This is a genomic window from Pseudomonas sp. NFACC41-3 (assembly GCF_900109505.1).
In the GTDB taxonomy this organism is placed as follows: Bacteria; Pseudomonadota; Gammaproteobacteria; order Pseudomonadales; family Pseudomonadaceae; genus Aquipseudomonas; species Aquipseudomonas chlororaphis.
Map to the genome: position 1 here is coordinate 65,342 of NZ_FOAE01000003.1, position 17,281 is coordinate 82,622.

Sequence of the window (17,281 nt, forward strand, 5' to 3'; positions counted from 1 at the left end):
GTGGCAAAGCCTGACCGCGCAGACGGCAGTCATGGCTGAACCCCACTGGGATTTAGGAGGATTTAGAAGCGCGCTTTAGGCGTCGCAACCGGGATCGGATGGCGTCCGTCCAACGGCAGGAAACACCCTTGATCCGCGTCGTAGGCTTTGATTTCGCTGGTTTCGATGTTGTACACCCAGCCATGGATGAACAACTGGCCGTTGGCCATGCGCGAAGCCACCGAAGGGTGGGTGCGCAAATGCTGCAACTGGGCGATGACGTTCTCTTCGGTCAGCACATGCATGCTGGCGTTCTCGTCGGCGCAGTCGCAGTTCTCCTGGACCATGGTCTTGGCCACTTCGGCGTGGCGCAGCCAGGCTTTGACCGTCGGCATCTTTTCCAGGCTCTGCGGGTTGAGCACCGCGCGCATGGCGCCGCAGTCGGAATGGCCGCAAACGATGATGTGGTGCACACCCAGGGCCATGACCGCGTATTCGATGGCCGTGGACACACCGCCGTTCATCTGCCCGTAAGGTGGTACCACGTTACCGACGTTGCGGGTCACGAACAGGTCGCCCGGGGCGCTCTGGGTAATCAGTTCGGGGACGATGCGCGAATCCGCGCAGGCAATGAACATCGCCCGCGGCCGCTGGGCCGTGGCGAGTTTCTTGAACAGTTCTTCCTGCTGTGGGAAGACCTCGTGATGAAAATGCAAAAAGCCGTCAACGATTATCTGCAGCGCTGCATCGGCGCTTTCGGCGACCTCCGGGGACGCTGAAGCCGACGCAGCCAACGGCTGTTTATCCTTGTCACTCATGATTCATCCTCTTTTGACGGATTAGGTGAATTTTCCAGTTTTATCCGGCACGACGCCAGCGATTGATTAAAAAACAACCAGACCGCTGACAGCGACCCATCGGTCACTTGGTGAACAAGGTAGCCTTCCAAACTTAACTCAAACTGAACCGGCCGCTCTAAAACGCCACTATTGGCGATGCAAAAAGGTGACCAGCGTAGAGACGGCGGTGCATCGGTACTACTCCACCATAGGCCAATACATCCTAGAGCAACGACATCTGCCCACCCGGCGGACAGAACGCCGTGCAGTCGAGGTTGTAGCCTTCGCGCCGATCGAGCCCCAGGCGTTTGCTGGCCTTGGCGAAACGCTGCGCCAGCAGGGCCGCGAAGGGGCCTTCGCCGCGCATCCGTGCGCCAAAACGGCTGTCGTACAGCTCGCCGCCGCGACACTGGCGGATCAGGCTCAGGACATGGGCCGCCCGCTGCGGATAGTGGGCGTTGAGCCATTCCTCGAACAGCGGCGCCACTTCCAGGGGCAGGCGCAGCATCATGTAGGCGGCGCTTTGCGCGCCCGCGGCATGGGCCTCGGCGAGCAGGCTTTCCAGCTCGCTGTCGTTGATCATCGGAATCATCGGCGAACACAGCACGCCCACGCGAATCCCCGCCTCGCGCATCACCCGGATCGCCCGCAACCGCGCCTTGGGCGCCGCCGCCCGGGGTTCGAGGATGCGCTTGAGCTCGTCGTCCAGGGTGGTCAGGCTGATCATCACCGCCACCAGCCGCTGCTCGGCCAGTTCGACCAACAGGTCGAGGTCGCGCAGGATCAGCGAGCCCTTGGTGACGATGGTCACCGGATGCCGGTAGCGCAGCAGCACCTCCAGGGTCCGCCGGGTCAGCTGGTGTTCGCGTTCGATGGGCTGGTAGGGGTCGGTGTTGGACCCCAGGTTGATCGGCGCGCACTGGTAGCCGGGCTTGGACAATTGTTGTTCGAGCATCGCCGCGGCATTGGTCTTGGCGATCAGCTTGGTCTCGAAGTCCAGCCCCGGCGACAGGTCCCAATAGGCGTGGCTGGGCCGCGCATAACAGTAGATGCAGCCATGCTCGCAACCGCGATAGGGGTTGATGGAGCGGTCGAAGGGCAGGTCCGGCGAGCTGTTGCGGGTGATGATGGATTTCGCCGTCTCAAGGCGCACCTCGGTGCCCTGGGTCAGCGGGGCTTCCTGGTACCAGCCGTCGTCGAAGGCCACCGAGCGCTGGGGCGCAAAACGGTTGTGCGGGTTGGTCGCGGTGCCACGGCCGCGTGGGGGCAGGGGGCTGGACATGGGCAGGCACTCCATTACTGTATTTATATACAGTAATGGAGGTTTGAGCTGTTGCAAAGCGCCGTCGGGCGGAGCACGCCGTTGGCGCTGATCGCGAGCAAGCTCGCTCCTACAGCTTTTCTGGCGCGCCATTCATTGATGATCGACGCGCCCCCTGTAGCGAGCTTGCTCGCGATAGCGGTCGATCAACCGCCGCTGTGCTTCGTCACCTGCCCCAGATCGTCGTTCGAGGTGCTTTGCAGGTCGCCCTTGCGCAGTCCCGCCACATCCGCGGCCTTCACCTCGGAACCCTGGTTACCCCAGCTGGTGCGGATGAAGTTGACCACATCGGCCACCTCCTGGTCCGACAGGCGCCAGGCGAAGGCCGGCATGGTGAAGGTCGATGGCGCGGTATGGGTCGCCGGCAAGGTACCGCCCTTGAGCACGATGTGGATCAAGGACGTGGCATCGGCGCTTTGCAGCACCGGGTTGCCCGCCAGCGCCGGGAACACCCGGGTATAGCCATGGCCGTCGGTACGGTGGCACGCCGCGCAGTTGTCGATGTACACCGCCGCCCCCGGCTTGCTGTCGTCACCTTTCCACAACGCCTCGGCCACCGCCTTGTCGTACTGGTGCGGCTGGTCGTTGGCATCCACCGCCGGCAGCGACTTGAGGTAACGGGCGATGGCCGTCAGGTCGTCCGCGGACATGTACTGCATGCTGTGCACCACTACGTCGCTCATGCCGCCGAACACCGCGCCGCGGTCGCTGCGACCGGTCTTGAGGAACTGCACCAGCTGCTCTTCGCTCCAGCTGCCGAGGCCGTCCTTGTGGTCACCGCGCAGGCTCTTGGCGATCCATCCTTCCAGCGGCGCACTGCCGGCCAGGAAGTCGCTGCCTTCGCTGGCGCTCAGGGCTTTCTCCTGCATGGTCAAGGCGCGCGGCGTATGACAGGCGCCACAGTGGCCGAGGCCTTCCACCAGGTAGGCACCGCGGCTGACCACCGGGTCTTGCGCAGCCTGCGCCTGGCCGCTGCCTTGCGCGCCCGCCACGCTCGGCGCGAACATCCAGCGCCAGCCCGCCAGCGGCCAGCGCATGCTCAGCGGCCAGGGGATGTCGCTGTCGCGGTTCTCCTGGACCACCGGCGCCACGCCTTGCATGAAGTAGGCATACAGCGCCTGCATGTCGGCGTCGCTGACCCGCGCATAGGACGGGTAGGGCATGGCCGGGTACAGGCTGCTGCCGTTCTTGGCCACGCCATGGCGCACGGCCTTGTCGAAGTCCTCGAAGCTGTACTCGCCGATGCCGGTCTTGTCCGGGGTGATGTTGGTGGAATAGATCGTGCCGATCGGGGTTTCCATCGGCAGGCCACCGGCGAACGGCTTGCCGTCCTTGGCGGTATGGCAGGCCACGCAGTCACCGGCGCGGGCCAGGTATTCGCCCTGCTTGATCAAGGCTTGCCGATCGGTTTCGGCGGCGCAGAGGGAAGCGCTGCCGAGCAGCGCCAGGGTCGCGATAACGAGGGTTTTCATGGTCATCGCTCCTTATGCCTGGACCAGCGGGCCGGGGTTCTTCAGGTACTGCTCGCGGATCGCGCGGGCCGACCAGTAGGTCAACGCGGCCACCAGGCCGGTCGGGTTGTAGCCCAGGCCCTGGGGGAAGGCCGAAGCGCCCGGGACGAACACGTTGTGCACGTCCCAGCTCTGCAGGTAACGGTTCAAGGCACTGGTTTTCGGATCGGTGCCCATGATCGCGCCACCGTTGAGGTGGGTGGTCTGGTAGGACGCGGTGTTGAAGTGCTCGCCGACCTTCTTGCCCAGCACCGCGATGGCCTTGGGGTTCATCGCCTCGGCGATCTTGCCCATCTTCTCGACCATGAAGCGGTTCATCTTGATGTCGTTTTCCTGCCAGTCGAAGGTCATGCGCAGCAGCGGCAGGCCGTAGGCGTCGCGGTACACCGGGTCGAGATCGAGGTAGTTGCCACGATAGGACTGGTGGGCACCGTGGGCGTCCATCGACACCTGGTGGGTGTAGTAGTCGGCGGTGGCCTTCTTCCAGGCGCTGCCCCAGGCCGGGGTGCCCGGCGGGTTGGAGGTGCCAGCGATCGGCCGGCTGCCGGCCTGGTTGACCCAGAACGGCGAGCCACCGACGAAGCCGTGGGGGCCGTGGTCGAAGTTGTCGGCGTTGAAGTCGTCCACCGCCACGCCATTGCCGCCGGCGCCGATGAAGTTATTGGTGTGCACGTCCTTGTCGAAGTAGGCCTTGATGGTGGCCATGTTCTGGTAGGCGAAGTTCTTGCCCACCACGCCTTCGCCGGTGATCGGGTCGTACGGCTTGCCGATGCCGGACAACAGCATCAGGCGCACGTTATGGAACTGGAAGGCGCCGAGGATCACCAGGTCCGCCGGCTGCTCGATCTCCCGGCCCTGGCCATCGACGTAGGTAACGCCGGTCGCGCGAGTCTTGGTGCTGTCGAGGTTGACCTTGAGCACGTGGGAGTTGGGGCGCAGCTCGAAATTCGGCAGCGGCTTGAGGGCCGGCAGGATGTTCACGTTCGGCGAAGCCTTGGAGTACATGTAGCAGACGTAGCCGCTGCAGAACCCGCAGAAGTTGCACGGCCCCATTTGCGCGCCATAGGGGTTGGTGTACGGCCCCGAGGTGTTGGCCGACGGCAGGTTGTAGGGCTTGTAGCCGACTTCGCCGGCGGCTTTCTGGAACAGCTGGGCGGAGTAGGTGTTCTTCTGCGACTCCAGCGGGAAATGCTCTGAACGGTCCGGCGCGTAAGGGTTACCGCCCTTGCCTTCGCCGACCAGCTGGCCTTTCACGGTCCAGGCCTGGCCCGAGGTGCCGAAGACTTTTTCCGCGTAGTCGAAGAACGGCTCCAGTTCTTCGTAGGTGACGCCGAAGTCCTGGATGGTCATGTCCTTGGGGATGAAGTGCTTGCCGTAGCGTTCTTCATAGTGGCTGCGCATGCGCAGCTCGATCGGGTCGGCGCGAAAATGCACGCCGGACCAGTGCAGGCCGGCGCCGCCGACGCCGTTGCCCGGCAGGAACGCGCCCAGCTGGCGATTCGGCAGGGCCACGTCGTTGACGCTGTGGCGAATGGTCACCGTCTCCCGGGAGATGTCCTGGAAGAGCTTCTTGCGCACGCTGTAGGTGAGTTCGTCGATCACCTGCGGGTAGTTGCCGTCCGGGTAGGTGTCCTGCATCGGCCCGCGCTCCAGCGCCAGCACGTTGAGGCCGGCCTCGGTCAGCTCCTTGGCCATGATCGCGCCGGTCCAGCCAAACCCGACGATCACCGCGTCGACCTTCTTCATTACCGTTGCCATGCTCAAGCCCTCTCGCCGCGAATCGACACTGCCGGGAAAGGGTATTGCTCGTTGCGTTCCACCCAGTCCATGAAATCGGCGCGAGCGCCGGGGAAGCCGATCAAGGTCCAGCCGACCATGCCTTTATTGCCGCCGTGGATCGGGTCGCAGAAGAACCCTTCCTTGGTGTTTTGCAGCAAAAGGTTGAAGAAAATCTTCGGTGGAACGCTGTCGAATGGGGGTTTTCCCGCTTCGAGCTGCTTGAGCAAATCGTCTCGGGTAGCGCTGTCTTGCGCAGCAAATGTTTTACCGTTGAAGGCTTTCGACCATGCATCCGTCGCGGCAATGCCCAGGCGATAGATCTCCTTGGGCACCAGTTTGCTCTGCCAGCCCATCTCCGGCGCGGCGTCGGCGTTGAACGGACCTTGCATGTACCACAGGGCACCCGCGGCGTAGGGGGTGTTCATCTGTCGGTCGATGTATTCCGGCACACCGGCTTCCAGGGCGCCCGGGCCTTGTTCGTCGGCCGGGATCAGGCGCTCTACCGCGGCCTGGACAAAGGCCCACTCTTCGGCGGTGAAATAGGTCGGCTGATAAGCCTCGGTGCTGACCGGGGTTCGGGCCGGTTCCACCGGCTTGGGCGCTTCGGGGGCGGCCATCAGCATCGAGCTGCCAAGACCGGTACTGGCGACCGTGACCACCGGGATCAAGGTCAGGGATTTGCGCAGAAACTCACGCCGCGGGTTGTCTTGATCGTGATCAGACATGGGGGTGCACCTCACACTAGGCATTCACGGGTTGGGCAGCCGCGTCATGGCGTGGCTTGTCGTTCTGGCGGCGATTGGGAGCGCCGGGGAAACACAGTTCAGCAAACTTTGGTTACAAATGGTAGCAGGCTAAGCATTCGAATAAATCGTTTGCGCACGAAAAAAGTCGCGATTGCCGAGAAAAAACCTCTATCGCAGCGGCTTCACGTTTCTTTGACGAGCGCCTCACAGGGCGTTGACCGGCCCGGATGGAAGCTAGGCTCCATCCATCCCCATTTCCGGTCACGGCCTTGCGCATGCACAACTTTCCTACCCTTCCCGCCTTCTGCCTGTTCCTGCTGACGCTGCTTGCCTGGCCCCAGACCCAGGCCGCCGAAACCGGCGCGACCCGCCCGGCCCAGTGGGCCCAGCCGGTGGAAACCCACTACAACCTGTACCAGATGTCGCCGACGCTCTACCGCAGCGCCTTGCCGGACAGCGGCGCCGTGCCTTTGCTGGAAAAGCTCAAGGTGGGCACGGTGATCAACTTCCTGCCGGAGTCCGACGCCAGTTGGCTGCAGGCCCCGGCAATCAAGCAGGTGCAATTGCCTTACCGGACCAATCACGTGGACGACGCCGATGTGCTGGCGGCCTTACGCGCGATCCAGAACGCCGAAAGCGAGGGCCCGGTGCTGATGCACTGCAAGCACGGCTCGGATCGCACCGGGCTGATGTCGGCGATGTACCGGGTGGTGATTCAAGGCTGGAGCAAGGAGGAGGCGCTGAATGAAATGACCGGAGGCGGGTTTGGCGACAGTTCCCACTTCAAGGACGGCATTCGCTACATGATGCAGGCCGATGTCGACAAGTTGCGCACCGCCCTGGCCAATGGCGATTGCAGCACCAGCGTGTTCGCCACCTGTTCGGTGAAAAGCTGGTTCGAGACAGTGAGCTTCAGCAAGCCGGCGAATTGAGCAAGGGAAAGGGCGATGCGGTCACTGTAGGAGCGAGCTTGCTCGCGATAGCAGTGTGTCTGATACGCCGCTATCGCGAGCAAGCTCGCTCCTACACCTACAGAGCTACTTGGGTTCGTCGGTCTTTTTCTTCAACTTGGGGTTGGGGAAAAACTGCACCGACTGGACCTTGGCATCCGGCGCCTTGAGGGCCGTGGTGTTGACCCGCGTGCCCAGTTCCTTGGGCACCGACAGCCCCTGCTCATTCAGGGTGTCGGAATAACCGCAGGCCACGCACTCGCGATGGGGAACGTCGTCTTCGCTCCACATCATCAACTTGTCCTGTTCGCTGCACGCCGGGCAGACCGCCCCGGCGATAAAGCGTTTTTTCGTCTTCACTGGCCCCTCGCTCATGCCGCTGCGTCCTCGGTGAGGCCGCTGTGGCGCAAGAGTGCGTCAATCGACGGTGCGCGTCCGCGGAAGTCGACGAACAGCACCATCGGCTCCTGGGAACCGCCACGGGCCAGGATCGCCTCGCGGAACGCGCGACCGGTCTCGGCATTCAGCACGCCTTCTTCCTCGAACTTCGAGAACGCATCGGCCGACAGCACTTCGGCCCACTTGTAGCTGTAGTAACCCGCCGCGTAACCGCCGGCGAAGATGTGCGCGAAGCTGTTGGGGAAGCGGTTGTAGGCCGGCGGACGCATCACCGAGACCTCGTCGCGCACGCCTTCGAGCACTTGCAGCACGCTACGGCCGTCGCCATGGGTGGCATGCAGTTCGAAGTCGAACAGCGAGAATTCCAGCTGGCGCACCATCATCAGGCCGGACTGGAAGTTCTTCGCCGCGAGCATTTTTTCCAGCAGGTCCTGGGGCAGCGGCTCGCCGGTTTCATAGTGACCGGAGATCAGCGCCAGGCCTTCCGGCTCCCAGCACCAGTTCTCCATGAACTGGCTCGGCAGCTCCACCGCGTCCCAGGCCACGCCGTTGATGCCGGAAACACCGGCATGTTCGACGCGGGTCAGCAGGTGGTGCAGGCCATGGCCGAACTCGTGGAACAGGGTGGTGACTTCATCGTGGGTCAGCAGGGCAGGCTTGCCGCTGTCGGCCGGGGTGAAGTTGCACACCAGGTTGGCCACCGGGCTTTGCAGTACTCCGTCAATGGTGCGGCGACGGTCGCGGGCGCCGTCCATCCAGGCACCGCCGCGCTTGTTGGCGCGGGCATACAGGTCGAAGAAGAAACGCCCCACGTGCTGGCCGTTTTCCTTGATCTCGAACAGGCGCACATCCGGGTGCCAGCTGTCGAAGCCTTTCAGTTCGGCGATCTCGATGCCGTACAGGCGCTGGACGATGGCGAACAGGCCGCCGAGTACCTTGTCGATCGGGAAGTAGGCGCGCAGGGTTTCCTGGGCCACGCTGTAGCGCTGCTCGCGCAGCTTCTCGCCGTAGAAACCGCTGTCCCAGCTTTGCAGGTCCGGGCAGCCTTGCTCGGCGGCGTAGGCCTTGAGCTGTTGCAGGTCCTGGGCGGCGAACGGCTTGCTGCGCTTGGCCAGGTCCCGCAGGAAACTCAGCACCTGATCGCTGGACTCGGCCATCTTGGTGGCCAGGCTCAGCTCGGCGAAGTTGGCGTAGCCCAGCAGTTGGGCCAGTTCCTGGCGCAGGTCGAGGATTTCCTGCATGACCGGGCCATTGTCGTTCTGGCCGGCGTTCGGGCCCTGGTCCGACGCGCGGGTGCAGTAGGCGGCGTAGACTTCTTCGCGCAACGCGCGGTCTTCGGTGTAGGTCATTACCGCGTAGTAGCTGGGGAATTCCAGGGTGATCAGCCAGCCTTGCAGGTCCTTGGCCTGGGCCGCGGCAGCCATCTGCGCCTTGGCCGACGCAGTCAAGCCGGCCAGGGCCGCTTCGTCGGTGACGTGCTTGGTCCAGGCCTGGGTGGCGTCGAGCAGCTGGTTGGAGAAGCGGCTGCCCAGCTCGGAGAGCTTGCTCTGCACTTCGGCGTAACGCTTCTGCTGCTCTGGCGGCAGGTCGATACCCGACAGGCGGAAGTCACGCAGGGAGTGTTCCAGGATGGTTTTCTGCGCCACGTCGAAACCGGCGGCTTGCGGGCTGCCCGCCAGGGCTTCGAAGGCCTGGAACAGCTCGCGGTTCTGCCCCAGCTCGGTAGCGTAGGCGCTCAGGGCCGGCAGGCAGGACTCATAGGCCTCGCGCAATTCGGCGCTGTTGCACACGGCATTGAGGTGGCTGACCGGACTCCAGGCCGCGCCCAGGCGGTCGTTGAGTTCGTCCATGGCCAATACCAGGCCGGCCCAGGTCGGTTGCGCGCCCTGGTTCTTGAGGATTTCAGCGATGGCGGCGCGGTTGTCAGCCAGGATCTGTTCGATGGCCGGCTGTACATGCTCGGCGCGGATCGCCGAAAACGGCGGCAGGTCGTAGGGCTGCAGAAGAGGGTTGTTCACACTCACGGTTGGCACCTTGGCTGGAAGAAACATTGGGCCATCTTAATTACAATCGACGCCCACCGCAGCTATCGACCCCATTAATAAATGTCAGAGCAGGTATCCAACTTGGCCATTCGCAGCTATCAGAACCACACGCCCATCCTTGGCCCGCGGGCCTTCGTCGACAGCTCGGCGGTGGTGATCGGCGACGTCGAAATCGGTGCCGACAGTTCGGTCTGGCCACTCACGGTGATCCGCGGCGACATGCACCGCATCCGCATCGGCGCCCGCACCAGCGTGCAGGACGGCAGCGTGCTGCACATCACCCACGCCGGCCCCTTCAACCCGGACGGCTTCCCGCTGCTGATCGGCGACGACGTGACCATCGCCCACAAGGTGATGCTGCACGGTTGCAGCGTCGGCAGCCGGGTGCTGATCGGCATGGGCAGCATCGTCATGGACGGCGCGGTGGTGGAAGACGATGTGATCGTCGGCGCCGGCAGCCTGGTGCCGCCGGGCAAACGCCTGGAAAGCGGCTTCCTCTATGTGGGCAGCCCGGTGAAACAGGCCCGCCCGCTGACCGACAAGGAACGCGCCTTCTTCACCTACAGCGCCGCCAACTACGTGAAGCTCAAGGACCTGCACCTGGCCGAAGGCTACGACCAGGCTTGAGCCCCGACCCACTGCCCAGGAATTCCCATGCATTACCAAACCGTTCTGTTCGACCTCGATGGCACCCTGACCGACCCGCGCGAAGGCATCACCCGCTCGATCCAGTTCGCCCTCGGCAAGCTGGGCATCGACGAACCCGACCTGAGCAAGCTGGAACACTTCATCGGTCCGCCGCTGTTGCAGGCGTTCATGCAGTTCTACGGCTTCGACGAAGCCAGGGCCTGGGAGGCGGTGAATTTCTACCGCGAGCGTTTCAAGGTCACCGGCCTGTATGAGAACCGCGTGTTCGACGGCGTCACGCCCCTGCTGGAAACCCTCGGCGGGCAAGGCCGCCAGCTGTACATCGCGACCTCCAAGCCATGGGTGTTCGCCCGCGAGATCGCCCGGCACTTCGATTTCGCCCGGCACTTCAAGGTGATCTACGGCAGCGAACTGGACGGCACCCGCACCGACAAGGTCGAGCTGATCCGCCATCTGGTCAGCGAAGAAGGTCTGGACCCCAGCGATACCCTGATGATCGGCGACCGCAAGCACGACCTGATCGGCGCCCGCCGTAACGGGCTGGATGCGGCGGCGGTGGGTTATGGCTTCGGCAGCCACGAAGAACTGAGCGCCGAGGCGCCGGCCTACCACTTCCAGACCCTGGATGAGCTGCATCAGGCGTTCCTGCAGCGCTGAGCCACCGGCCATCGCGGGCTTCTGCTCGACGCTCGCTTGCCCGCGATGGCGTCCTTTTCAGGCGGCGTTCATCAGTGCTTGCAGCGCCGCCTTGCGCTTTTCAGCTGGCAGCGCGCCGAGCTTCTCCACGGCCTGGTAAAAGGCCGGCCAATCCCCGTTCACCTGCTTGAACAAGGCGGCGAATGCCGGCACCCACTGGTCGTACAGGCCAAAAGGCAGCAGCCTGGCATTGTTCAGCGGGGTGTTGATCCAGAAGTCGTAGCGCGCGTCGCCATGCCATTGGCTGTCCTTCAGCTGCCGGTAGTCCCGGCGCAGCTGTTCGAATTCGGCTGCCTTGCGCTGGCGCATCTGCTCGGCTGGCAGTGGCAGGGCATACAGGCGTTCCAGGCGCTGGCGGGTATCGAGGATCAGCTGGATAAACTGGTCCTTCTGCTTGACCAGGGCATCGCTAGCCGGCGCCAGGCCGCGGGCCGCGCGCCATTGCCGGGTGCCTTCCTGCTCGACGAAGGTGGCGAAGGACTCGTTGAACTCGGTGTCGTCCTTCACATAGAAGCGCTGATGGGCCAGCTCGTGGAAGATCAGGGTCGCCAGGCGCTCGTCGCCCCAATGCAGCATCGAACTGAGGATCGGGTCGTTGAACCAGCCCAGGGTCGAATAGGCCTCCACCCCACCAATGGCCACATCCATGCCCTGCTGTTTCTGCAAGGCCGCCTCGCCGCGGGCCGCGCCCTGGCTGTAGTAGCCGCGATAGGCCACGCAGCCGGCAATCGGAAAGCAGTGGGTCTTGGGGCTCAGGGAAAACTCAGGGGTGCTGAATACATTCCACACCACGTAGGGCCGGCCGATGTCGGCGTAGAGGCGGTAGCTCTGGTTGTCCGGCAGGTGCAGGTGCTGGCTGGCAAAAAGCCGGGCTTTCTGCGACTGGGCCAGATGGGCGCGCAATAACGGGTCGCGAGCCGGGTCGGCGATGACCTGCTCGACCGGCGTGCGGGCCTGCAACAGCTGCCATTGGCCACTGGCCAGCTGGCCGTAGTAACCCACGCTGGAACAACCGTTGAGCAACAAAAGCAGCAAGCCCGGAAACAAAAAGCGCAAAAGATGATCAAGTAACCCATGGCTTGAACGCGGCCTAATCAAATCGAATCATCCTTCGAGAGTCTGCCCCCAAGACTATCTCGCCTGCCTGGAGTTTCGCTATGCGCGTGTTGCTGCTGACCACCGGACTCTTGACCTTGAGCGGCTGTGCCGGATTGCCCGCCCCCGATCCGACGCAAGCCTGGATCGACCTCGACACCCACCAGGACACCGCCCTGCAGGCGCTGGAGGTCGACGAAAAGGCCTGGGTGGACCGCCGATATTTCGAGGTACAGCCCGGCAACCATGAGCTGAAGGTGCGCTACCAGTTCGCCGTGGAGCCCACCAATATCGGCCCGGACAGCGAACCGCTGTGGCGCGACTGCCAGCTGAATGTGAAATACAAGGACTTCAACGCCGGCCAGCGCTATCAGTTGCAGACCGGCAATATCGGCTTCCGGCCCTGGGCCAAACTCTATGACCAGCAGCGCAATCTGGTGGGTACCGGCCAACCGGCGGGCTGCCAGCGCACCTGATCGGCGCTATGCTTGAGGCCTTTCCCCGGACGGCCCGACCTCATGCGCCAACCTTTGCTGCTGCTTGCCCTGACCGGCCTCGTTGCCTGCTCCAGCCCCCTGCCGGCGGTGGATCCGCAGCAGGCCTGGGTCGATTTCGCCACCCCGACGCCGGGCGGCAAGCTGCTGATGGCCGAGCGCCTGGACAACCAGCGCCTGACCGACGGCCGCTATTTCCAGGTCACCCCGGGCAGTCATGAGTTGATGGTGCGTTTCGATTTCGAGGTGTTCAGCGGGCGCCTCGGCCTGCTGAACGATCCGGCGGAGCGCCTGTGCTACCTGAGCGTGCGCTACGACCATTTCGAAGCCGGCCAGCGTTACCTGCTGGAAGCCCGCTCGCTGGGTTTCACTCCCAGTGCCCGGCTGTACAACGCCAAGCGTGAGCTGCTGGCCGAAGACCATAGGGTCAACTGCGTGATCTGAACGATCAGCTGTCGTTGCGCTGATAGATGATTGCCTTGGTGCCGTTTTCACAAGTACCAACCACCATGGCCACGTCGTGCTTTTCGGCCTCCTCCTTGCTGACAATCTCCAGGGTGTAGGAGGGCACGGCGTTGGCCTGGATCTTGATTTCAATCTCTTTCTTGAGTTCTTCGCAATCCTTCGGAGCCGCCAGGGCCGAGGTGGCCAGCGCGCAACAAACAACTGCCAGGGCAAAACGTTTCATGATGTGGAGCTCCCTTTGATGCAGCGCCCATGGTCATGGGCTGAGCCTGCAGTCGGCTATTCGACCACATTTTCATGAAGCGAGTTCTGACGCCGCGCATATCGGGCGCGGGAGTTTCGGCAGGATCGCAATCGCGAGCCAGTTCGCGCCTACGGGTTCGAAGGCGTGAGCGAGCTGGCTCGCGAAGCGATAGGGCAGGTTAAAACACCGTCAGCTGACCAGCGTCGCATCCAGGCTGATCCTGGCATTCAGCACCTTGGACACCGGGCAACCTTCCTTGGCCTTCTTGCTCAGCTCATCGAACTGTTGCTGGCTGGCGCCGGGAATCTTCGCCTTGAGGATCAGGTGCACCGCGGTGATCGCAAAACCGCCATCGACCTGGTCCAGCGTCACTTCGGCGTTGGTGTCGATGCTGTCGGCCTTGAGCCCGGCCTCGCCGAGAATCATCGAGAAGGCCATGGAAAAACACCCCGCGTGCGCGGCGCCGATCAGTTCTTCCGGGTTGGTGCCCTTGCCGCCCTCGAAACGCGCCTTGAAGCCGTAAGGTGCATCGCGCAGTACCCCGGTTTCCGTGGAAATCGAGCCAATGCCGGTTTTCAGGTCGCCTTCCCAGTGAGCCGAAGCTTTCTTGATGATGCTCATGTCTATCTCCTCGAGAACGGGCGCGAAAGACCGCGCCCTTGTGGTTTTCTGCTACTCAGGGTTCTAGAGGATAGAAGGCCCGGCGAAGTTCATCCTGTCTGAATCCGCCGTTTATCCGGACAGCAAATTCAGCCTGGCTATTGAAACTCGGGTATATGCCCACATTGCATGAAACAGGCTTACAGCATTCGGCAGGTTTTGGCTCATGACAAAGGCCTGCACACCAAAGGAGAAGCAGGTTCATGAAACCACTGTCCGACGTTAAGTTTTCCACCCTCGACCTGGTCCCCGTGCGCGAGGACGGCAGCCCGGCGCAATCGCTGCGCAATTCCCTGGACCTGGCCCGCCATGTAGAGAAATTCGGCTACACCCGCTTCTGGGTCGCCGAACACCACAACATGGACGGTATCGCCAGCTCCGCGACCTCGGTGCTGCTGGGCTACCTGGCCGGCGGCACCTCAAGCATTCGCGTCGGCTCCGGCGGCGTGATGCTGCCCAACCATGCGCCGCTGGTGATCGCCGAGCAGTTCGGCACCCTGGAAAGCCTGTACCCGGGGCGCATCGACCTGGGCCTGGGCCGCGCGCCGGGGTCAGACCAGATGACCGCACGCGCCCTGCGCCGCGAACGGTCCGGCAGCGCCGACGACTTCCCTGAAGACGTGGCCGAGTTGATGGCCTACCTCGGCCCACGCACCCCGGAACAACGGGTGATCGCGGTGCCGGGAACAGGTACCCAGGTGCCGGTGTGGTTGCTGGGCTCGAGCCTGTTCAGTGCGCAACTGGCCGGCGAACGCGGCTTGCCTTACGCCTTCGCCTCGCATTTCGCGCCGCGCTACATGCACGAGGCGATTCGTGTGTACCGCAATCACTTCAAGCCTTCGGCCGTGCTCGACAAGCCTTATGTGATGCTCGGCGTGCCGCTGGTGGCCGCCGATACCGACGAACAGGCCGACTATCTGGCGACCTCGGTGTACCAGCGGATCCTCGCGTTGATGCGCGGCCAGAGCCTGGTGCAGCGCAAACCGGTGAAGAGCATGGACGGCCTGTGGCTGCCCCATGAAAAAGAGGCCGTGGGCAGCTTCCTCGGCCTGGCCATGATCGGCAGCCCGGCGAAGATCCGCGCCAAACTCGAAGTGCTGATCGAACAGACCGGCGCCGATGAGCTGATCTTTACCTGCGACCTGTACGAGCACGCCGACCGCCTGCATTCCTACGAACTGCTGGCGCAAGTGATGAAGGGTTGAGTCTGCAATCGGGCCGAAGGACTGGGTGATCCAGAGGCCCTGCGCGCCCTTCGGTCGCGATCGCAGCCTGCGGCAGCGGCTACAGGGGCATGCCTGGCCTGAGTAATAACCGGGCACAAAAAAGCCGACGCATTGCGTCGGCTTTGTTCATTGCTACAAGGGCTCAGCCGCGCTTGTAGACGATTTCCTTGGTACCGCCTTCGCAGGTACCGACCACTTTGCCGTCAGTCGCGCTGCCTTTTTCGACAATTTCCAGCGAATAACCCGACACCCCTTTGGCATCGATCTTCGCGGCGATTTCGCTTTTCAGCTCTTCGCATGATTTGCCGGCAGCAAGGGCTGTTCCCGCGACACTCAACAACGCTAAAGCCATTACCAGTTTTTTCATCGGTCACATTCCCTGGTCGAATCAAAATAAGCGTCAAGCCCCGGCCTGTTCGGCATCGAGGCAGATATAGCGCTTTGCCATTCCCTATGGCAATCGGCCAGCGCACAAGTTCAACAGCCTAGCCCAGGTTCAGCTGTTGGCAATGCGGAAACCGACTTTGAGCGTGACCTGGAAATGCGCAGCCTTGCCATCCTTGATATGCCCACGGGTTTCCGTGACCTCGAACCACTCCAGGTGCTGGATGCTTTTGCTGGCTTCGGCCAGCGCATTGTTGATGGCGTCTTCGATGCTGCTAGGGGACGAACCGACCAGTTCGACTTTCTTGTAGGTGTGATGATCAGACATGGCGCGCTCTCCTTATGAGGTAGATCAAAGCCTAGCAGCGATTAGCGGCAACACTTGAGTGAGCCCCGGCCCATCGAAGTTCAGATTTAATGCACTTTCGCCAGGCCGCGCAGTCGGACCCTACAGACCCTCAATCAACAATGCAGGAGAGCCACCATGGCCAACACTTCGTTACGCAAAGCCTCATTGGAAAGCATGGAAGCCGAGATCGAAAGTCTGCTCAAGTCCCTGGAGAGCCTCAAGGACGACGCTTCGGACGAATCGCGCAAAACCCTCAAAGCGCTGAAAAGCAACGCCGAGAGCGCGCTGAGACATTCGCGCAGCCTGCTCAGCGATGCCTATGAAGAAGTCAAAGTGAAAACCCGTGAAACCGGGATCGCCACCCGCGACTACGCCCAGCAGCACCCCTGGACCACCGCCGGCGTCGCCGTGGGCGCGCTGGGCCTGCTGGCCGCTTACCTGCTGTGCAAGCGCGGCAATTAAGGCGTCTGGCGCAGCTCGTTGCTGAGCCACTGCGCCAGTTGCCGGGCGCGCCCGTCGGCGGCGCGCTTGGGTAGCCACAACGCCAGTTGCCCCGGGGTTTCACAGAAGCCCCACGGGGCAACCAGGCGTCCGGCACGCAGGTCCTCGGCCACCAGCGGCTGCGGCGCGATCGCCACGCCCAGCCCGGCCACCGCGGCCTCCAGCAAATAATACAAATGCTCGAAACCCTGGCCGAACTGCAGCGCCCCGGCGTCGATGCCGTTCTGCCGTGCCCAGCTGGGCCAGGCCTGCGGGCGCGAGGTGGTCTGTAGCAACGTCTCGTTGAGTAGCGCACTGGCCGGCGCCTCGCGCAGTTGCTCGTAACGGCTGTAGCGCGGGCTGAGCACCGGGCCGATGCGCTCGCTGGCCAGCTCAAAGACCTGCATGTCCGCCGGCCACGGCGGTTCGGCGAATACCAGCAAGGCATCCAGCCCCGGCCGGCGCGGGTCGAGATCGCCTTCACCGGCCGACAGGTGCAGGCGCAGGTCCGGCAGGTCGGCATTCAGCCGCCCCAGGCGCGGAATGAACCAGCGCGCCAGCAGGCTGCCGGAGCAGCCGAGTACGAAGGGCGCATCGACGGTGCTCTGGGTCAGCTCGGCGCAGACCGTGCGCAGGCGCTCGAAGGCATCGCTGCTGGCATCGCGCAGGCGCACACCGGCATCTGTGAGTTTAAGGCCGCGCCCTTCCTTGACGAACAGGCTCACCCCAAGATGCTCTTCGAGCACCTTCAACTGGCGGCTGACCGCGCCATGGGTGACGTGCAGCTGTTCGGCTGCCTGACTGACACTGTTCAGGCGAGCGGTGGCTTCGAAGGCCCGGAGGGCGTTCAGCGGGGGCAGGTCGTGGCTCATGGGATATGTGAGTTTTCCTGACAGGTTGTGGCGATCTTATCGGTTTTCAGCCTGGGGCGTCAGGGGTAGAGTGAACGCCATTGTCTTTCCAGCATTCAC

General features: G+C 63.2%; 20 protein-coding genes. 7 read left to right on the plus strand and 13 right to left on the minus strand.

Translation table 11 applies throughout. The annotated features are described in order from the left end of the window. Window positions 1-62 precede the first annotated feature (62 nt). The 5 genes from BMY68_RS14500 to BMY68_RS14520 all read right to left on the minus strand — a co-directional run bounded on the left by BMY68_RS14500 (window position 63) and on the right by BMY68_RS14520 (window position 6,154). Window positions 63-797: a carbonic anhydrase gene (locus BMY68_RS14500; protein ID WP_007924326.1), complete on the minus strand. Its 735-nt coding sequence runs from the start codon at window positions 795-797 to the stop codon at window positions 63-65. Between the two features lie 244 nt (window positions 798-1,041). Then, window positions 1,042-2,100, minus strand: coding sequence for a PA0069 family radical SAM protein (locus BMY68_RS14505; protein WP_085532586.1), 1,059 nt, complete (start codon window positions 2,098-2,100; stop codon window positions 1,042-1,044). Window positions 2,101-2,285: 185 nt separating this feature from the next. Further along, window positions 2,286-3,611, minus strand: a complete 1,326-nt coding sequence (locus BMY68_RS14510) for a cytochrome c (protein ID WP_009041510.1) — start codon at window positions 3,609-3,611, stop codon at window positions 2,286-2,288. A gap of 12 nt (window positions 3,612-3,623) precedes the next feature. Further along, a complete protein-coding gene (locus BMY68_RS14515) occupies window positions 3,624-5,408 on the minus strand; it encodes a GMC family oxidoreductase (protein WP_085532588.1) in 1,785 nt (594 codons plus the stop codon). Between the two features lie 2 nt (window positions 5,409-5,410). After that, the gene (locus BMY68_RS14520; protein WP_009041509.1) at window positions 5,411-6,154 is read right to left on the minus strand and encodes a gluconate 2-dehydrogenase subunit 3 family protein; all 744 of its coding nucleotides are present in this window, start codon (window positions 6,152-6,154) and stop codon (window positions 5,411-5,413) included. A gap of 296 nt (window positions 6,155-6,450) precedes the next feature. On the opposite strand from BMY68_RS14520, the gene BMY68_RS14525 reads away from it, so the two are divergent. Next, the gene (locus BMY68_RS14525; RefSeq protein WP_085532590.1) at window positions 6,451-7,107 is read left to right on the plus strand and encodes a phosphatase domain-containing protein; all 657 of its coding nucleotides are present in this window, start codon (window positions 6,451-6,453) and stop codon (window positions 7,105-7,107) included. Window positions 7,108-7,212: 105 nt separating this feature from the next. Here BMY68_RS14525 and BMY68_RS14530 read toward each other — a convergent pair whose 3' ends face one another. Both BMY68_RS14530 and prlC read right to left on the minus strand, forming a co-directional pair. Continuing rightward, window positions 7,213-7,500, minus strand: a complete 288-nt coding sequence (locus tag BMY68_RS14530; protein ID WP_007926162.1) for a YheV family putative zinc ribbon protein — start codon at window positions 7,498-7,500, stop codon at window positions 7,213-7,215. After that, complete coding sequence (gene prlC / locus BMY68_RS14535) at window positions 7,497-9,548, minus strand: oligopeptidase A (RefSeq protein ID WP_085533168.1); 2,052 nt, start codon at window positions 9,546-9,548, stop codon at window positions 7,497-7,499. Before prlC ends, BMY68_RS14530 begins: the two co-directional genes overlap by 4 nt. 102 nt (window positions 9,549-9,650) lie before the next feature. Here prlC and BMY68_RS14540 point away from each other — a divergent pair, with 102 nt between their 5' ends. Further along, the gene (locus BMY68_RS14540; RefSeq protein WP_025806838.1) at window positions 9,651-10,196 is read left to right on the plus strand and encodes a gamma carbonic anhydrase family protein; all 546 of its coding nucleotides are present in this window, start codon (window positions 9,651-9,653) and stop codon (window positions 10,194-10,196) included. A gap of 27 nt (window positions 10,197-10,223) precedes the next feature. Next, the gene (locus BMY68_RS14545) at window positions 10,224-10,874 is read left to right on the plus strand and encodes an HAD family hydrolase (RefSeq protein WP_009041505.1); all 651 of its coding nucleotides are present in this window, start codon (window positions 10,224-10,226) and stop codon (window positions 10,872-10,874) included. Window positions 10,875-10,931: 57 nt separating this feature from the next. Here BMY68_RS14545 and BMY68_RS14550 read toward each other — a convergent pair whose 3' ends face one another. Then, the gene (locus BMY68_RS14550; RefSeq protein WP_085532592.1) at window positions 10,932-12,011 is read right to left on the minus strand and encodes an aminopeptidase; all 1,080 of its coding nucleotides are present in this window, start codon (window positions 12,009-12,011) and stop codon (window positions 10,932-10,934) included. A gap of 59 nt (window positions 12,012-12,070) precedes the next feature. Here BMY68_RS14550 and BMY68_RS14555 point away from each other — a divergent pair, with 59 nt between their 5' ends. Beyond that, window positions 12,071-12,484, plus strand: coding sequence for a PA0061/PA0062 family lipoprotein (locus BMY68_RS14555; RefSeq protein WP_007926170.1), 414 nt, complete (start codon window positions 12,071-12,073; stop codon window positions 12,482-12,484). Between the two features lie 42 nt (window positions 12,485-12,526). Then, entirely contained in the window at window positions 12,527-12,946 is a 420-nt protein-coding gene (locus BMY68_RS14560) for a PA0061/PA0062 family lipoprotein (RefSeq protein ID WP_085532594.1), read from the plus strand. 4 nt (window positions 12,947-12,950) lie between these two features. On the opposite strand, the gene BMY68_RS14565 is transcribed toward BMY68_RS14560, so the two are convergent. Together BMY68_RS14565 and BMY68_RS14570 are read right to left on the minus strand one after the other, a co-directional pair. Continuing rightward, window positions 12,951-13,190: a DUF1161 domain-containing protein gene (locus BMY68_RS14565; RefSeq protein ID WP_009041501.1), complete on the minus strand. Its 240-nt coding sequence runs from the start codon at window positions 13,188-13,190 to the stop codon at window positions 12,951-12,953. 210 nt (window positions 13,191-13,400) lie between these two features. Then, window positions 13,401-13,832 (minus strand): OsmC family protein, encoded by a 432-nt coding sequence (locus BMY68_RS14570; protein ID WP_009041500.1) that lies wholly within the window; start codon window positions 13,830-13,832, stop codon window positions 13,401-13,403. A 242-nt stretch (window positions 13,833-14,074) separates the two neighbouring features. On the opposite strand from BMY68_RS14570, the gene BMY68_RS14575 reads away from it, so the two are divergent. Then, window positions 14,075-15,076: an LLM class flavin-dependent oxidoreductase gene (locus BMY68_RS14575; protein WP_009041499.1), complete on the plus strand. Its 1,002-nt coding sequence runs from the start codon at window positions 14,075-14,077 to the stop codon at window positions 15,074-15,076. A 163-nt stretch (window positions 15,077-15,239) separates the two neighbouring features. Here the strand turns inward: BMY68_RS14575 and BMY68_RS14580 are convergent, their stop codons facing one another. Further along, window positions 15,240-15,464, minus strand: a complete 225-nt coding sequence (locus tag BMY68_RS14580; RefSeq protein WP_085532596.1) for a DUF1161 domain-containing protein — start codon at window positions 15,462-15,464, stop codon at window positions 15,240-15,242. A 129-nt stretch (window positions 15,465-15,593) separates the two neighbouring features. Then, the gene (locus BMY68_RS14585) at window positions 15,594-15,809 is read right to left on the minus strand and encodes a dodecin (protein WP_009041497.1); all 216 of its coding nucleotides are present in this window, start codon (window positions 15,807-15,809) and stop codon (window positions 15,594-15,596) included. A 156-nt stretch (window positions 15,810-15,965) separates the two neighbouring features. On the opposite strand from BMY68_RS14585, the gene BMY68_RS14590 reads away from it, so the two are divergent. After that, window positions 15,966-16,292 (plus strand): ElaB/YgaM/YqjD family protein, encoded by a 327-nt coding sequence (locus BMY68_RS14590; protein ID WP_007926179.1) that lies wholly within the window; start codon window positions 15,966-15,968, stop codon window positions 16,290-16,292. Here the strand turns inward: BMY68_RS14590 and BMY68_RS14595 are convergent. Beyond that, the gene (locus BMY68_RS14595) at window positions 16,289-17,182 is read right to left on the minus strand and encodes a LysR family transcriptional regulator (protein WP_085532598.1); all 894 of its coding nucleotides are present in this window, start codon (window positions 17,180-17,182) and stop codon (window positions 16,289-16,291) included. The genes BMY68_RS14590 and BMY68_RS14595 overlap by 4 nt on opposite strands. Window positions 17,183-17,281: the final 99 nt, after the last annotated feature.

What these genes read in the sequence shown, in the direction of transcription:
- BMY68_RS14525 (WP_085532590.1), top strand. Translation starts at nt 6,451, where the DNA reads ATGCACAACTTTCCTACCCTTCCCGCCTTCTGCCTGTTCCTGCTGACG.
- BMY68_RS14560 (WP_085532594.1), top strand. Translation starts at nt 12,527, where the DNA reads ATGCGCCAACCTTTGCTGCTGCTTGCCCTGACCGGCCTCGTTGCCTGC.
- BMY68_RS14530 (WP_007926162.1), bottom strand. Translation starts at nt 7,500, where the DNA reads ATGAGCGAGGGGCCAGTGAAGACGAAAAAACGCTTTATCGCCGGGGCG.
- BMY68_RS14520 (WP_009041509.1), bottom strand. Translation starts at nt 6,154, where the DNA reads ATGTCTGATCACGATCAAGACAACCCGCGGCGTGAGTTTCTGCGCAAA.
- BMY68_RS14555 (WP_007926170.1), top strand. Translation starts at nt 12,071, where the DNA reads ATGCGCGTGTTGCTGCTGACCACCGGACTCTTGACCTTGAGCGGCTGT.
- BMY68_RS14595 (WP_085532598.1), bottom strand. Translation starts at nt 17,182, where the DNA reads ATGAGCCACGACCTGCCCCCGCTGAACGCCCTCCGGGCCTTCGAAGCC.
- BMY68_RS14565 (WP_009041501.1), bottom strand. Translation starts at nt 13,190, where the DNA reads ATGAAACGTTTTGCCCTGGCAGTTGTTTGTTGCGCGCTGGCCACCTCG.
- BMY68_RS14515 (WP_085532588.1), bottom strand. Translation starts at nt 5,408, where the DNA reads ATGGCAACGGTAATGAAGAAGGTCGACGCGGTGATCGTCGGGTTTGGC.
- BMY68_RS14585 (WP_009041497.1), bottom strand. Translation starts at nt 15,809, where the DNA reads ATGTCTGATCATCACACCTACAAGAAAGTCGAACTGGTCGGTTCGTCC.
- BMY68_RS14570 (WP_009041500.1), bottom strand. Translation starts at nt 13,832, where the DNA reads ATGAGCATCATCAAGAAAGCTTCGGCTCACTGGGAAGGCGACCTGAAA.
- BMY68_RS14590 (WP_007926179.1), top strand. Translation starts at nt 15,966, where the DNA reads ATGGCCAACACTTCGTTACGCAAAGCCTCATTGGAAAGCATGGAAGCC.
- BMY68_RS14545 (WP_009041505.1), top strand. Translation starts at nt 10,224, where the DNA reads ATGCATTACCAAACCGTTCTGTTCGACCTCGATGGCACCCTGACCGAC.
- BMY68_RS14505 (WP_085532586.1), bottom strand. Translation starts at nt 2,100, where the DNA reads ATGTCCAGCCCCCTGCCCCCACGCGGCCGTGGCACCGCGACCAACCCG.
- BMY68_RS14510 (WP_009041510.1), bottom strand. Translation starts at nt 3,611, where the DNA reads ATGAAAACCCTCGTTATCGCGACCCTGGCGCTGCTCGGCAGCGCTTCC.
- BMY68_RS14500 (WP_007924326.1), bottom strand. Translation starts at nt 797, where the DNA reads ATGAGTGACAAGGATAAACAGCCGTTGGCTGCGTCGGCTTCAGCGTCC.
- BMY68_RS14580 (WP_085532596.1), bottom strand. Translation starts at nt 15,464, where the DNA reads ATGAAAAAACTGGTAATGGCTTTAGCGTTGTTGAGTGTCGCGGGAACA.
- BMY68_RS14575 (WP_009041499.1), top strand. Translation starts at nt 14,075, where the DNA reads ATGAAACCACTGTCCGACGTTAAGTTTTCCACCCTCGACCTGGTCCCC.